Source organism: Lentzea aerocolonigenes (genome assembly GCF_000974445.1).
Classification (GTDB): Bacteria; Actinomycetota; Actinomycetes; order Mycobacteriales; family Pseudonocardiaceae; genus Lentzea; species Lentzea aerocolonigenes.
Genome location: NZ_BBOJ01000002.1, coordinates 203,534 through 218,190, shown reverse-complemented (window position 1 = coordinate 218,190; position 14,657 = coordinate 203,534). Strand labels below are relative to the sequence as shown.

The following is a 14,657-nucleotide window of genomic DNA, read 5'->3' as shown; positions in this document are numbered from 1 at the left end:
GGCTGTAGTACGTGGCCGGGTGCGACTTGTTGATCGCGTCCGGCTTGCTCGCCATCGTGGTCCTGACTGTGGCCACGGGCTATTTCGTTGCTCAGGAGTTCGCGTACATGGCGGTCGATCGCGGCCGTCTGCAGCAGCTGGCGGAGGCCGGTTCCAGGCCCGCCGAGCGTGCGCTGCGCGTGACTTCGAAGCTTTCCTTCATGCTGTCCGGTGCCCAGTTCGGCATCACGGTGACGGCGCTGCTCGTGGGGTACGTGGCCGAGCCGTTGCTCGGCACCGGCCTCGGCGTGCCGGGCTCGATGGTGATCGCGCTGGTGTTCGCGACCTTCGTGCAGATGGTGCTCGGTGAGCTGCTGCCGAAGAACCTCGCGATCGCCCGGCCCGAACGGCTGGCGCTGGCGTTGAGCGCGTCAACGCTCGCGTACCTGAAGGTCGCGGGGCCGGTGATCCGGCTGTTCGACGCGGCCGCGAACCGCCTGCTGCGCGCGATCGGCATCGAGCCGGTCGAGGAGCTGCCGCAGGGTGCGACGCCGGACGACCTCAAGCAGATCGTCGAGGACGCGGGGGAGCAGGGGCACCTGGATCCCGAGCTGACCCGGCTGCTGGAGCACGGGATCGGGTTCCGCGACCTGGTCGCGGAGCAGGCGATGACCCCGCGCGTGAACGTCCACACGGTGCGGTTCGACGAGCCCGCCGCTCGCGTCGTCTCGTTGCTGGACAACGGGAACTCGCGTTTTCCCGTCGTCGGCGACGACCTCGACGACCTGCGTGGTGTCGTCGGCCTGGCCGAGGTGCTGACCCTGACGCCCGAGGAACGTTCCTCGGTGGCGATCGAGAAGATCGCCTCGCCCGCCCTGGTGGTTCCGGCGACGCTGCCGTTGCCCGCGGTGCTGGAACGGCTGCGCACCGAACGCCGTCAGCTCGCCTGCGTGGTCGACGAGTTCGGCGGGTTCGCCGGCGTGGTCTCGCTGGAGGACCTGGCGGAGGAGCTGGTCGGCGAGATCCACGACGAGGACGACCTGGTCGCGGACACGATCGCGGCCCTGGGCGAGCACCGCTGGCAGGTGCCAGCACGGCTGCGGCTCGACGAGGTCGAGGACGCCACCGGTGTGGCGCTGCCGGAGGACGACGCCTACGACACGGTGTCGGGTCTCGTGCTGCACCGGCTCGGCCGCGTGGCGCAGCCCGGTGACGAGGTCGTGCTGGACGGCGTGACGCTGCTGGTGACGGCGGTGGCGCGCAACGTGCCGGACTCGGTGGAGATCAACGTGCTGGAGGTGGCCCGATGAGCATCGTCCTCTCCGTGGTCCTGCTGGCGCTCAACGGGTTCTTCGTCGCCGCCGAGTTCGCGCTGATCGCGGCGAAGCGGCACCGCCTGGAGCAGGCGGCCGAGACGTCCCGGGCGGCGCGCGCCGCCGTGGCCGGTGTCCGCGAGCTGTCGCTGATGCTCGCGGGTGCCCAGCTCGGCATCACGCTGTGCACGCTGGGTCTGGGCGCGCTGGCCAAGCCTGCCGTCGCGGACCTGCTGGAGCCCGCGCTGAAGCTGACCGGCTTGCCGGACGCGTTCGCCTACGGTGTCGCGTTCGCGATCAGCCTGGTGCTGGTGGTGTTCCTGCACATGGTCGTCGGCGAGATGGCGCCGAAGTCGTGGGCCATCGCGCACCCCGAACGGTCCGCGTTGATCCTCGCGCTGCCGTTCCGCGCGTTCGCCCGCTCGGTCCGTTGGGTCCTCAGTGGACTGAACTCGACGACGAACCGCCTGCTGCGCCTGATGAAGGTCGAGCCGCAGGACGAGCTGGCACAGGCGCACCGGCCGGACGACCTGCGGATGCTGCTGCGGCAGTCCGCCGAGCACGGCCTGATTCCCGAGGCCCAGCAACGGTTGCTGACCCGGATGCTCCAGGTCCAGCGCACGACCGTGCGCGAGGTCATGGTGCCGATCGCGCAGACGTCGACGGTGTCCCCGCACACCACCGCGAGGGCGATCGAGCGGCGCAGCCTCCAGTGTGGACGGTCGCGTTTCCCGGTGGTCGACCTGCGGGGCCGGTACGTCGGCCTGGTGCACATCCGCGAGGCCATGCGGGCCACGGCGCGCGGTGAGGACCCGGCGGCGCAGGAGCTGATGGGGCCGGTGCTGACGTTGCCCGCGTCGATGCCGGTGGCGCAGGCCGTGACCGAGATGCGGAACGCACGCGCGCAGCTCGCGCTCGTCGAAGACGGCGGAATTCGTGGCATCGCCGCATTGGAAGACCTCCTCGAAGAGCTGATCGGCGACTTCGAGGATGAAACCGACACCCGTCCGGTCGGCGCCCGCTGACCGGAGTTTCCCTCCGAGAGGAAACGCGAAAATGTTCAAACGGATGCTCAGCGCTTTCGGCGTTGGCGGCCCGTCGGTCGACACCGTGCTGGACTCGCCGCACGCCGCGCCCGGCCAGGTCGTCACCGGGCAGGTGCGCATCCAGGGTGGCAGCGCGGACGCCGAGATCGGCCAGGTCGTGCTGTCGCTAGTCACCCGCGTCGAGGTCGAGCACGGCGACCACGAGTACGGCGGCGTGTCCGAGTTCATGAGGGTCGTCGTGCAGCAGGGCGTGCGGGTCGCCGCGGGTCAGCTGCTGGCGATCCCGTTCCAGCTGCCGATCCCGTGGGAGACCCCGATCACCGCGGTCGGCGGCGCGCCGCTGCCGGGCATGACCGTGGGCGTGCGGACCGAGCTCGTGATCGCGGGCGCGCCCGACAAGGGCGACCTCGACCCGGTGCTGGTCCACCCGCTGCCCTCGCAGGACGCGGTGCTGAACGCGTTCGGGCAGCTCGGCTTCACGTTCCGCAGTGCCGACGTCGAGGCCGGGCGCCTGCACGGCGTCCCGCAGGAGCTCGGCTTCTACCAGGAGATCGAGTTCTTCCCGCCGGCCCACTTCGCGGGCCGGATCCAGCAGGTCGAGCTGACGTTCGTGGCGAACCCGCACGAGCTCTACGTGGTCCTCGAGGCCGACAAGCGCGGCGGGATGTTCTCCTCCGGCGGTGACGCGTTCGGCCACTTCCGGCTGTCGCACCAGGAGGCCCAGGTCGCCGACTGGGCGTCGTCCATCAACGGCTGGCTCTCGCAGATCGCCGAGCGCGGCGCCGCGATGCACGGCTACGACCAGCACGGACACCACGGTCACCACGGCGGTCACCACGGTCGCGGTCCCGGCATGGGCACGGTCGTCGCGGCCGGCGCCGCGGGTGTCGTGGGCGGCATGGTGATGGGCGAGATGCTCGACGACGCGTTCGAGGACTTCGGCGACTTCGGCGGCGAGTAACGGCCCAGCGCGGACAGACGGCCCAGCGCGGTTTCCGGTCGGCAGAACGGGGTATTCGGCCCCTGCGTCAAGCAGTCGGCGCTGTTGCCCCGTTCGGACGGAAGGCGGTGACGACGTGGTGGCGCTGGCGCAGGTGCTCGACTACGCGCTGCGAGTGACGCGGGAACTGGGTCTGAGCGGCGAGTCGTCGTGTGTGGACAGGGACAGGCCGTTGCGGGTGTACATCGCGGTCGACGGCAGGCTGCCGGACCACCCGGACTGCGACGTCGCGCTGCTGTGGTCGGAGTGTCACGGGTGGGCGATCGCGGTCGAGGAGCCCGGCGGCTCCGAGTTGACCGTGGTGGCTCACCTGGGTGGCGCCGTGGAGCCGCCGCCGCGCACGGTGGCGCGGTGGGTGCGCCGCGTGTTCGCTCGGCCGTCCCGTCCGGCGACGGTCAGCACGGCCGTGCACAGTGGACACGTCGCCTGACCGGAAATCGGTTCACAAATGCTTTCCGGTAATTCCTGCCGGAATTGCGACGGCTTGGAAAAGTGATTCAGAACCGCAGTGCGATTCCATGCGAGTGATCCACGCGCGCGACGTTTTGGATTGCGCCGAAGTGCATGCGACGAGTTCACCCGCTGTGCCACCCTGAACAAAGGGGAGGTACTGGGGGAGCATGGTGTACTTCAAAATGCTGGGTTCGTTGCGCGTTGAACGAGAGGGTCAGGAGATCGCGGTCGGCACCCCGCAGACGCGCACGGTGCTGGCGCTGCTGGTGTGGCACGCGAACGACGTCGTGCCGCTCGGGCGGGTGTTCGACGAGCTGTGGGGTGACGCGCCGCCGTCGTCGGCGAAGGTCCAGGTGCAGGGCATCATCTCGCGACTGAGACGTCTGCTCGGCAAGGAGCGGATCCGGACCACGGCCACGGGGTACGTCCTGCGCGCCGATGCGGAGGAGCTCGACGTCGAGCTCGTGCGCGAGGACCTGGCCAGGGCGCGGGAGCTCGTCGCGAACGGTGACGTGGCGCTCGGCGCGACCCGGCTGCGGGAGGCGCTCGGCCGCTGGCACGGACCCGTGAACCCGGAGCTGGCCGAGCCGGTGGCCGGTCAGCTCGCGGAGCTGCGGATGACCGTGCTGGAGGAACGCGTCGACGCCGATCTCCTGCTCGGCGGCAGCGCGGACCTGATCGGCGAGCTGACGGCGGTGGTGGCCGAACACCCGTTGCGGGAACGGTTGCGCGCCCAGCTGATGACCGCTCTGGCCCAGCGCGGCCGCGTGCCCGAGGCGCTGGAGGTGTTCCGCGCGTTCCGGCGCACGATGATCGAGGAACTGGGTGTTGAGCCGTCCGCGCGGCTGACCGCGCTGCACGCCAGGATCCTGAGTGGCGAGGAACGGCCGACATTTCCGTTGCGGCGCAAGGAACACCGGCCGAACCAGCTGCCCCCGGCGCTGCCCGACTTCGTGGGCAGGGCAGGCCTGCTCGCGGAACTGGCCACCGCCCTCACGTTGCCCGAGCGCGCCCGGCCGCCGCTCGTGGTCATCTCCGGCACGCCGGGCGTGGGCAAGACGTCGTTCGCGGTGCAGCTCGCTCACCGCGTGCGCGAGCGGTTCCCGGACGGCCGGCTCTTCGCGACGGTGCACGGTGACGACACAACGTCTGTGCTGCACCAGTTCCTGCGCGCGCTCGGGGTGCCCGCCGACCTCGTGCCGGACGGCGGGCAGGAGTGCTCGGCGCTGTTGCGCGACCTGCTGACGGGCCGCAGGGTGCTGCTGGTCGTCGACAACGCGGCCGACGCGAGCCAGGTGTGCCCGTTCGTGCCCGCCGAACCCGGTTGCGCGGTGCTGGTGACGAGCAGGCGCGCGCTCGGTGAGCTCGAAGGCGCGCGGCTGGTCCGGCTCGGGCTGCTCACCGCGGGCGACTCGGTCGAGCTGATCACGAGGATCGCCGGTGCGCCGCCCGGTGACGCGCTGGTCGCGTGCTGCGGTGGTCTGCCGCTGGCGTTGCGGATCGCGGGCGCGCTGCTCGTCAGTCGTCCGCATTGGACCTGTGACGACCTGGCCGGGCGGCTGGCCGATCACCGCACCCGGCTCGACTGGCTCGAAGCGGGCGACCTGGACGTGCGGGCGTGCTTCACCGCGTGCTACCGCCGGTTGCCCGCGGAGCACCAGACGTTGTTCCGCCGCATGGGTCTGCTGCCCGCGGCGCCGGTGCCCGCGCGGGTCGCGGCGGCACTGCTCGACAGCGGACGCGACCACGCGGAACGGGTGCTGGAGGACCTCGTGAGCTGGCACCTGGTGACCGTGGTCAGGCGTGGCGGCACCACCTGCTACGGAATGCACGACCTGTTGCGCTGCTTCGCCGCCGAACAGGCCGAACCCGACCGGCACGCGGTCGTCTGACGAACCGGTTGAGAGCGCACTGGTGGTAGGAGGCGGTGGAGACCGGGGAAGCGACGGCCGGGGCCGCTGCGAGCAGCGACCCCGCCATCACCACACCGGCGACCAGCGCCGATGTCGTGCGTGTCACGTCAGGGACAGACCCGCAGCGAGGTGATCCTGTTGCGGTACTGGGCGTCGAGGTTGCCCTGGCCGCCGGGCGGGATGTAGCCGAGCAGCGACGTGTAGTTGGCGCCGTCGTAGAAGCACCAGTTCTGGCTGGTGCGGTTCCACGCGCTCTCGGTGTTGTTGTTGAGCCCGCTGGGGCCGGGAGCGGCACCCAGGTTGGCGTCACCGACGGCGAAGTAGCCCCACGGGCGGCCACCGTTGAGGTTGTTCCAGATGCACATCCGGGCGGCGGGGCAGTCGCTGTAGGCGGTGATCGACACGTCGCCGGTGGGCTCGAGGATTCCCCGGCTGGGAGCGGACGCGCTCGCGGGCATCGACACCAGCGCGGCCGCGAACGCGGCGCCGGCCAGGACCGTCATCGTCTTGCGAATCAAGAGAGTTCCCCCTTCTCGGTGAGGCGGGGTTCGCCTCACCGAGAAGACTGGGGAATGCCGCTATGTGCCCGCTAACCGCGGCTAACCGCGCCGACCGGCTCCGGCTCGTCCGTCTTGGACAGCTCGTCGAGCGCAGTGCCCTCGACGTCGAGCTCCGGCAGCCAGCGCAGCCACTTCGGCAGCCACCAGGCGCGCTCACCGATCAGGGCCAGCGCGGCCGGCACGAGCACCATGCGGACCACGAACGCGTCCACGAAGATGCCCACGGCCAGGGCGAAGGCGATCGACTTCACGGTCGCCTCGCCCGCGGGGACGAAGCCGGCGAACACCGAGAACATGATCAGTGCCGCGGCCATGACGACCGGGGCCGCCTGGCGGAAGCCCGTGGTGATGGCCTCGATCGGCTTGGCGCCGCGGTGGTGCGCCTCGTGCATGCGGGACACCAGGAAGATCTGGTAGTCCATGGCGAGGCCGAACAGGATGCCGATCACCAGGATCGGCGTGAGGCTGATCAGCGGGCCGGTGGCGTCGAGGTTGACCGCGCTGGAGAGCCAGCCCCACTGGAACACCGCCACCGTGGCGCCGAGTGACGCGCCGATGGTCAGCAGGAAGCCGAGGACACCGACCAGCGGCACCAGCAGTGAGCGGAACACCAGGACCAGCAGCACGAGTGCCAGGCCGACGACGACCGCGAGGTAGATCGGCAGCGCGCGGTCCAGGGAGGTGGCCACGTCCACGCTCACCGCGGTGGCGCCGGTGACGTAGGCCTTGCCACCCTCCACACCGGACAGTTCGGTGCGCAGGTCGGCGACGAGCTGTTCGGTCGCGGCGCTGTCGGGGCCCGACTTCGGGATGACGGTGACCATCGCGGCGCTGCCGTCCGGGCTCGGCTGGGCGGGCGTCACGAGAGCCACGTCCGCCATCTTCGCGATGGGCTCCGCGGCCTTGGTGGCCGTGGCGGCGGCGCCGTTGCCCTCGACGAGGACGATGATCGGACCGTTGAAGCCCTCGCCGAAGCCCTGCGCGAGGATCTGGTCGGCGCGTTCCTGGGTGGAGCCGGCGGGCGGCTTCTGGATCAGCGTGGTGTCCATGGACGCGACCGGGATCGCGACGATGCCCAGCGCCACGACCGAGAGCAGCAGCGCGACGACGCGGTTGCGGGTGACGGCGCCCGCCCAGCCGCGGATGACACCGCGGTCCTTCGGTTCGGCGTCGGGCTGCGAGCGCTCCTTGCGGGTCAGCACGCGGCGGCCGAGCATGCCCAGCACCGCGGGCACCAGCGTGATGGCGATCAGCACCGCGACGATGATCGTGGCGGCGGCCGAGACGCCCATCTGCGTCAGGAACGGGATGCCGGCGATCGCGAGGCCGACCAGCGCGATGACCACGGTGAGACCGGCGGTGACGACGGCGGAACCGGCCGTGCCGACCGCGGTGGCGACCGCGTGACCGACGTCGGAGCCGCGGCGCAGTTCCTGGCGGTAGCGGTTGATGATGAACAACGCGTAGTCGATGCCGACCGCGAGGCCGAGCATCGAGGCGAGGATCGGCGTGGTCGACTGCAGGTCCATGAACCCGGACACGATCGTGATGCCGAGCGTGCCGATGCCGACCCCGATGCCGGCGGACAGCAGGTTCATGCCGGCGGTCACCAGCGAGCCGTAGGTCAGCGCGAGGATGACGAGCGCCAGCACGACACCGAGGACCTCGCTGGGCCCGCCGACGTGCGGCGTCTCCTGCATCGCGGTGCCGGTGACCTCGACGGTCAGCCCGCTCGCCCGCGCCTTGTCGACGGCCTTGGTGAGCTCGGCCCGCTGGTCGGCGGTGACCTCGCCCGGTTTCACGTCGTAGGTGACGGTGCTGTAGCCGACGTTGACGTCGCGGTTGACGCTGGGCGCGGCGGGGTCGAGCGGGTTGGTCGCCGACCGCACGCCCTTCAGCGCGGACTCGTCGGCCACCAGCTCGGTGATCGCCTTGACGTGCTGAGGCAGCTTCTGGCCTTCTGGCGCCTTGACGACGACACGGGCCGTCGCGGTCTCGCCGGAGCCGAACTTCTGCTGGATGCGCTCCAGCGCGGTCGTGGACTCCTGGCCGGGGATCGACATCGACTGGGACGTCTCACCGCCGAGCGTGAAGGCGCCGACACCGGAACCGACCAGCACCAGCAGCCAGATCAGGACGACGGAGAGCCGGTGCTTGTGCGCACCCAGTCCCAGTCTGTAGAGCAGTTTCGCCATGGTGGTCAGGCCTCCTGGTGGCCGAGTGCGTCGTAACAGGTAGCGAGGATCAAGGGGCGCCACGTCGTCTTGTCGCCCTCCTGGTTGGCCATGAGGGTCAGTACGGCCATGGCGCTGAGCGCGCCGACGATCCGGATCGCGCGCGCGAGCTCTTTCTCGGGGTCGACGACGAACATCTCGTTGATCAGCAGTTCGTCCTGCGCCTGCTGCGGGTCCTCACGCGGTGCCGTCAACGACCGGAACAGCAGTGCGACGAGCCCTGGACGGTCGAGCGCGACGTCGGTGAGCAGCTCCAGCGCCCGGCGTTCCCGCGCGGGCCCGGCAGGCAGGGGGGCGACGAGGTCGGCCACCTGCTTGCTCAGCACGCGGCTCTGCGCCCATGCCGCTTCGAAGAGGGCGTCCTTGCTCGGGAAGTGGTGCAGCAGGCCCGCCTTGGACAGGCCGACGGCGTCCGCGAGCGACTTCAACGAGGTCTGCTCGAAGCCGTGCCGGGCGAAGAGCGCGGCGGCGGCGTCGAGGAGCTTCTCGTCGACCCCGGTCCTGGGCTGTCGTGGCATGCCGACGACTTTACGACGTTTACCGACCGGTTCGGTAGGTAAACCGACCGAAGTGGTCGGTGGTGTTCGTCACCATAATGGGTGAGTGATCGAGATGTCCGCTGTGGTGGCCGCGCACCACCTGGTCAACTTCCCCGACTGGCCCACCGGGCCGTACTCGGACGGTGACGTCGTGCTGTCCGGGCGGATGTCGCGCGAGGACGTCGGCACCGCCCTGGCCTCGATCGCGCAGTACAACAACCACCAGCAGGTCGAGCAGGACGGGCCGTCGATGCTCCGGGTGCTGCTGGAGGCGGAGAAGATCATCATGTCCGGCGGCCTGCTGGTCCGGGACACGCGCACCGGCGTGGTGATCGAGCCGGGGTGCTGCCAGGGGATCGAGGACTGGCGGGACTGGTGCGGCGTGCTCGACGGCGTGCACCCGTGGCTCGGGCACTCACCGGATCCGAAGATCGAGTTCGGGGACGGTGTCGTCCGGGTGTGGCCGGACGACGGCAAGACCGACGGACCGGCCTGCGAGGTTCCGCTGGCCGAGCTGCCCGTGCACCTCGCGGTGGTGCGGCAGGACCTGCTCGGGTTCCTCGACCTGGTGCGGGGGCAGGCGCCCTACGGGATGGGGGAGGAGCTCGCCGAACGGTTAGACGAGCACTTCCGGATCAGCGCGCCGCTCTGACCACCCTGGTGATCCCGCTCCACACCGCACAGCCCACCGCGATGCACACCACCCAGACGATCGCCGCCGGCACTTCCGGTTGGAGGTGCGGGAAGACGGCGTAGTGCGTCAGGTAGATGGCGAGTGAGGCGCTGGCGAGCAGGCTGAGCGGGGTGAGCAGGGCGCGCGGCACCGGCAGGCGGGACAGCGACAGCAGCAGGATCAGGCCCGTTATCACGACGATCTCGCGGGAGAGGTCCTCCATGCGGCCGGGGACCATCGCGACCACGACCACCACGACGAGGCACTTCTGCCACAGCGCGGCGTGGCTCACGGCACTGCGCTGGGCGAGCCAGCCCAGCGCGATGAACCACGCCGCGCCGAGCGTGGTCATGTTGCGCACGAAGAAGTCGCCTTCGACGGTGAACCTCAGTGCCAGCGTCACGCCGAGCAACGCCAGTGCGAACGCGTAGCCGTGCCGTTGTTCCCAGCGCCGGAACGCCGGGATCACGAAGATCAGGGCGCACAACAGGAGGAAGTGGACGAGCACCTCGGCGAACCAGTAGCCGGCGGCGCCGACCCTCGTGAAGTTGTTGACCAGCAACACGTTGTCGAGCGTGACGTCGTCGGTGACCGCGGCCCGGTAGACGAGCCAGAGCGACGTCGGCACGGCGATGAAGGCCGTGGCACGCAGGATCCGCAGCGGGTCGGCGGGCAGCAGGAAGCGGGCGAAGTTCCAGCCCGCCACCACGAGCAGCAGGTGCGCGCCGCCGAGCAGCTTGAAGAACCCGACGTGTGAGCCGACGATCAGCAGGATCGACAACGCCCGCAGCACGATCGTGGTGTCGATCATCGGCAACCGGCCGCGCCTGCCGCGGAGCTCTTCCAGCGACGACACCGGCGTCGTCGGCCAGTCGCGGGGCAGGTCGCCCAGCAACCGTTGCAGTCGCACGGTCATCTGCACGTAGCGCAGGGAGTCGCCGCCCAGCGAGTTGAACGTCGCGTCGGACGGCACCGACCGCACACCGAGCACCGTCGCGAACACCTCGCGCACCGACGCCGACTCGGGATCCTGAGGCGCGGCGACGGCCTTGTAGTCGATTTTCCCGTTGGACAGCAACGGAATCGACGTCACCGAGTAGGCGCGGACGGCGGACGCGGGAAGATCGGTGAGGGCGCGGATCAGCCGCACCGCGCGGTCGGCCGGGCCGAGCACCGCGACGACCAGGCCGTCGTCGTCGCCCGTGCAGGCCATGCGGAGGCCGTCCGCCAGCAGTGATCGTTCGATCTGGTCGAGGTCGACGCGCAGCCCGAACGGCTTCACGAACCGGTTCTTGCGGCCGGTCACCGAGTACACGCCGCCGTCGACCGAGCCGAGGTCTCCGGTCCGCAGCTCGAACGTCGTGCGGCCGAGCGCCAGGTCCGCGGGGGAGTGCGCGTAGCCGAGCATGACGTTGGGGCCGCGGAAGACCAGCTCACCGTCGTCCAGCAGCAGCTCGCCGCCGGGGATCGCGACCCCGATCGCGGACGGGTGGGTCGCTGCGAGTTGCGGCGGCAGGTAGGCCATGCGTGCGGTGGCCTCGGTTTGGCCGTACATGACGAAGAACTGCCAGCCGCGTTCTTCGCCCAGTGCCGCGTACCGCGCGACGTCCGCAGGGGCCAGCCGCCCACCGGCTTGCGTCACGTACCGCAGCGACGGCACGTCCATGCCGGCGAACCCGATGCCGTCGAGGAGCCCGAACGTGTGCGGCACGCCGTGCAGGCTCGTCACGCCGTGGGAACGCACGAGGTCCCAGAACTCCGGCTCGATCACCGAACGGCCGGTCAGCACCAGGCCGGCTCCACGCGCGAGGTTGCTGTTCACGACGGACAGGCCGTAGCAGTAGTGCAGCGGCAACGAGGTGATGGCGCGGTCGGACGGCCGGATGTCCAGGTAGGTGGCGATCGCGGCGGCGTTCGCGGTGAGGCTGTCGAGGCTGAGCCGGACGAGCTTGGGTGATCCGGTGGTGCCGGAGGTCGAGAGCAGAAGGGCGAGTTCGGGGTGCAGGTCGTGAACGGTGCCGTGGTGTCGTTCGGTCCAGGTGCCGGTGGTTCTCGCGTGGGAGTCGTGGACGGTGCCGTGGTGCTGCTCGGTCCAGGTGCCGGTGGCCCTCGCGTCCGAGTCGTACGCCGTGCCGCGGCGCCGGTCCTCCCACGAGCCCGAGACCACCACATCCGGGTCGTACGCCGACACGAGCGCCGGAACCTGCCCCGCCGCCGCGAGCACCACCGGGTGCCGGCCGCGCAACGCCGCCAGGTACGCCACGATCGAGTCGACGTCGTTCTCCGCGGCGAGCAGCACGAGCCGGCGCGTCGTGCCGAGCCGTTCGCACGCCGCCGCCACGCGCTGGTCCAGTTCCTCGTAGGTGAGGGAGCCGTCTTCGGTCACGAGGGCGAGCCGGTTTCCGTGCACGGCGAGGTCGTCGGCGAACCCGAGGTCCGCGGTCGCCGTCACGGTGTGTCTCCGAAGAACAACGCCGGACCGTCGACCGACACCGCGACCGAGTCCCCTGCGCGCACCGGAACCCGTCCCTGGACGCGGGACCGGACCCGCGTGCCGTCGGCGAGGCGCAGCAGTACCGTCGCGTCGTGGCCGTGGAACCGCACGTCGTCCACAGTGGACATGACTCCGCCGGTGCCGAGGATCAGCTGTTCCGGGCGCACCAGCACGGTTCCGGGTCCGTCGCCGGACGTCCGCAGCTCGCCGAGCGGTGTGGCGACCAGGCCGGAGCGGGCGACGCCCTGGAACGTCACCGCTTCGCCCACGAACAGCGCCACGCCGAGGTCTGCGGGGGAGGTGTAGATGGTCTGCGGCCTCGCGAACTGCGCCACGGCACCGTCGCGCAGCACCACCACGTGGTCGGCGATCCCCAGCGCTTCTTCCTGGTCGTGCGTCACGAGCAACGCCGTCGCGCCGGCCGCCTTCAGCGTCGCGCGCACGTCGGCCCGGAGCTCCTCGCGCAGTCCGGCGTCCAGCGCGGAGAACGGTTCGTCGAGCAGCACGACTCCCGGTCGTGGTGCCAACGCGCGTGCCAGCGCGACCCGTTGTGCCTGGCCGCCGGACAGCTCGGCGGGCATGCGCGCACCGAAGCCCGCGAGTCCGACCAGGTCGAGCAGTTCCTCGACCCGTGCGCCGCGGTCACCTCGCCGGAGTCCGAACCCGACGTTGCCCGCCACGGTCAGGTGCGGGAACAACGCGCCTTCCTGCGGCACGATCCCGATCCCGCGCTGCTCGGGCGGCACGGCGGACGTCAGCTGCCTCCCACCCAGCCACACCTCGCCCGACGACACGGGGTGAAAGCCCGCCAGGACGCGCAGCAACGTCGTCTTGCCGCACCCGGAGGGCCCGAGCACGGCGAGCAGACCGCCTTCCGGCACCTCGAAATCGACCTCGCGCAGCACGGGATCCCCGCCGTAGCCCGCGACCAGTCGCTTCACGGTCAAGCCGCTCACCGCTCACCTCCCTGAATTGTTCGGCGCAGGAACCGGTCCAGCACCACCGCCGGAATCGCTGCCACCACAAGCAGAACCGCCGCATACGGCGCCGCCGCGGCATAGGCGCCGATCTCCGTGCGCGTCCACAGCTCGGTCGCCAGGGTGTCCATCCCGGTCGGTCGCAGCAGCAACGTCGCCGGCAACTCCTTGGCACAGGTCAGGAACACGAGCGCGGTCCCGGCCAGGATCCCCGGCGCGGCCAGCGGCACCGTCACCCGCCGGCCCGTCTCCCAGCGCCCGACGCCGAGCGACCGGGAGACGTCCTCCAGCACGGGCGGCGCGTGCGCCACACCTGTGCGCACCGCCCCGATGGCCAGCGGCAGGAACAGCACCGCGTACGCGAACGCCAGCATCGGTGTCGTCTGGTACAGCGGCGGGGCGAACCGGATGCCGAAGAACACCAGCGCGAGTCCGACGGTGATGCCCGGCAGCGCGTGCCCCGCGAACCCGGCCAGCTCGACCCCTCGTACGAGCCGGCCCTGGTGCCGCGCGGCCAGGATTCCCACGGGCAACGCCAGAACGAGTGTCAGCAGCGCGCCGAACGCCGACACCGCGACCGTGTTCCCGGTGGTGGCGAGGAGGTCCGCGACGGAGAACGTCGAAGTGCCCGCGACCAGCCACCACACGAGACTGACCACCGGCACGCCGAGCGTCAGCAGGACCAGCACGACCGTTCCCGCCAACGCCGGTACTCGCGCCCGTCCGAGCGGCACGGTCGACGGCTGCCGTCGGCCGCGGTGCGCCACCACACCGCGTGCCTTGCGTTCACCGACGGTCAACGCGATCGCCAGCACCACCAGCACCAGTCCGAGAACCGCCGCCGGGGTGCGGTCGAACGACGCCCGGTAGCTCGTGTAGATGCCGAGCGTGAACGCCTCGTACCGCATGAGCGACACCGCGCCGAAGTCGCTCAGCACGTACAGCGCCACCAGCAGCCCGCCCGCGAGCGCCGCGGGGCGGATCTGCCGCAGCGTCAAGGAGAAGAACACCTGACGGCTGGTCCGCCCGAGTGACCGCGCGACCTCCTCCACCGCCGGGTCGGCCGTGCGCAACGCGGCCGCCACCGGCAGCAGCACGTACGGGTACGACACCAGCGTCAGCACCACGAACGCGCCCGCGAACCCGGTGAGGTCCGGCACCACGGAGATCCAGGTGAACCCGGCGACGTACGACGGCACCGCGAGCGGCAGCACCAGCAGCACGCCGAAAGCCCTGCGCCCCATCAGATCCGAACGCACGACGAGCCACGCGCCGAGCACGCCGAGGACGAGGCACGAGGCCGTCACCGCCACCGCGAGCGACAGGCTCCGCAGCGCCAGTTCCGCGGTCCGGGTCCGCGCGAGCACGTCCCACACGACCCCTCCGCCGCGTTCGAACGAGCGCACGGCCAGGTACGCCAGCGGCAGCACGGCCGCCGCGGCGACGAGGAGGGAGAGCGTGGTGAGTGCAGGGGCG

Annotated in this window: 12 protein-coding genes; 6 read left to right on the top strand and 6 right to left on the bottom strand. The window is 70.8% G+C overall.

The window, feature by feature from the left end; all coding sequences use genetic code 11:
• Positions 1–29: 29 nt before the first annotated feature.
• From AOM45_RS04840 to AOM45_RS04820, 5 genes are all read left to right on the top strand, one after another.
• On the top strand, positions 30–1,289 hold the full coding sequence (locus AOM45_RS04840; protein ID WP_236703134.1) for a hemolysin family protein: 1,260 nt from the start codon (positions 30–32) through the stop codon (positions 1,287–1,289).
• On the top strand, positions 1,286–2,317 hold the full coding sequence (locus AOM45_RS04835; RefSeq protein ID WP_030470124.1) for a hemolysin family protein: 1,032 nt from the start codon (positions 1,286–1,288) through the stop codon (positions 2,315–2,317). The genes AOM45_RS04840 and AOM45_RS04835 overlap by 4 nt, the downstream gene beginning before the upstream one ends.
• A 31-nt stretch (positions 2,318–2,348) precedes the next feature.
• Positions 2,349–3,299: a sporulation protein gene (locus tag AOM45_RS04830; protein WP_030470123.1), complete on the top strand. Its 951-nt coding sequence runs from the start codon at positions 2,349–2,351 to the stop codon at positions 3,297–3,299.
• Positions 3,300–3,414: 115 nt separating this feature from the next.
• Positions 3,415–3,768 (top strand): DUF6292 family protein, encoded by a 354-nt coding sequence (locus AOM45_RS04825; RefSeq protein ID WP_051784109.1) that lies wholly within the window; start codon positions 3,415–3,417, stop codon positions 3,766–3,768.
• A 190-nt stretch (positions 3,769–3,958) separates the two neighbouring features.
• On the top strand, positions 3,959–5,683 hold the full coding sequence (locus AOM45_RS04820; protein WP_051784108.1) for an AfsR/SARP family transcriptional regulator: 1,725 nt from the start codon (positions 3,959–3,961) through the stop codon (positions 5,681–5,683).
• 128 nt (positions 5,684–5,811) lie between these two features.
• Here AOM45_RS04820 and AOM45_RS04815 read toward each other — a convergent pair whose 3' ends face one another.
• From AOM45_RS04815 to AOM45_RS04805, 3 genes are all read right to left on the bottom strand, one after another.
• Positions 5,812–6,222: a peptidase inhibitor family I36 protein gene (locus AOM45_RS04815; protein ID WP_156094096.1), complete on the bottom strand. Its 411-nt coding sequence runs from the start codon at positions 6,220–6,222 to the stop codon at positions 5,812–5,814.
• Between the two features lie 71 nt (positions 6,223–6,293).
• A complete protein-coding gene (locus AOM45_RS04810; RefSeq protein ID WP_030470119.1) occupies positions 6,294–8,459 on the bottom strand; it encodes an MMPL family transporter in 2,166 nt (721 codons plus the stop codon).
• A gap of 5 nt (positions 8,460–8,464) precedes the next feature.
• Positions 8,465–9,016: a TetR/AcrR family transcriptional regulator gene (locus AOM45_RS04805; protein WP_030470118.1), complete on the bottom strand. Its 552-nt coding sequence runs from the start codon at positions 9,014–9,016 to the stop codon at positions 8,465–8,467.
• An 85-nt stretch (positions 9,017–9,101) separates the two neighbouring features.
• Here AOM45_RS04805 and AOM45_RS52125 point away from each other — a divergent pair, with 85 nt between their 5' ends.
• A complete protein-coding gene (locus AOM45_RS52125; RefSeq protein ID WP_051784107.1) occupies positions 9,102–9,689 on the top strand; it encodes a hypothetical protein in 588 nt (195 codons plus the stop codon).
• On the opposite strand, the gene AOM45_RS04795 is transcribed toward AOM45_RS52125, so the two are convergent.
• The 3 genes from AOM45_RS04795 to AOM45_RS04785 are packed head-to-tail and all read right to left on the bottom strand — an operon-like array spanning position 9,673 to position 14,611.
• Positions 9,673–12,162 (bottom strand): non-ribosomal peptide synthetase, encoded by a 2,490-nt coding sequence (locus AOM45_RS04795; RefSeq protein WP_035911802.1) that lies wholly within the window; start codon positions 12,160–12,162, stop codon positions 9,673–9,675. The genes AOM45_RS52125 and AOM45_RS04795 overlap by 17 nt on opposite strands.
• Entirely contained in the window at positions 12,159–13,160 is a 1,002-nt protein-coding gene (locus AOM45_RS04790) for an ABC transporter ATP-binding protein (protein WP_030470115.1), read from the bottom strand. The genes AOM45_RS04795 and AOM45_RS04790 overlap by 4 nt, the downstream gene beginning before the upstream one ends.
• Complete coding sequence (locus tag AOM45_RS04785) at positions 13,157–14,611, bottom strand: ABC transporter permease (protein ID WP_081902397.1); 1,455 nt, start codon at positions 14,609–14,611, stop codon at positions 13,157–13,159. The genes AOM45_RS04790 and AOM45_RS04785 overlap by 4 nt, the downstream gene beginning before the upstream one ends.
• Positions 14,612–14,657 lie beyond the last annotated feature (46 nt).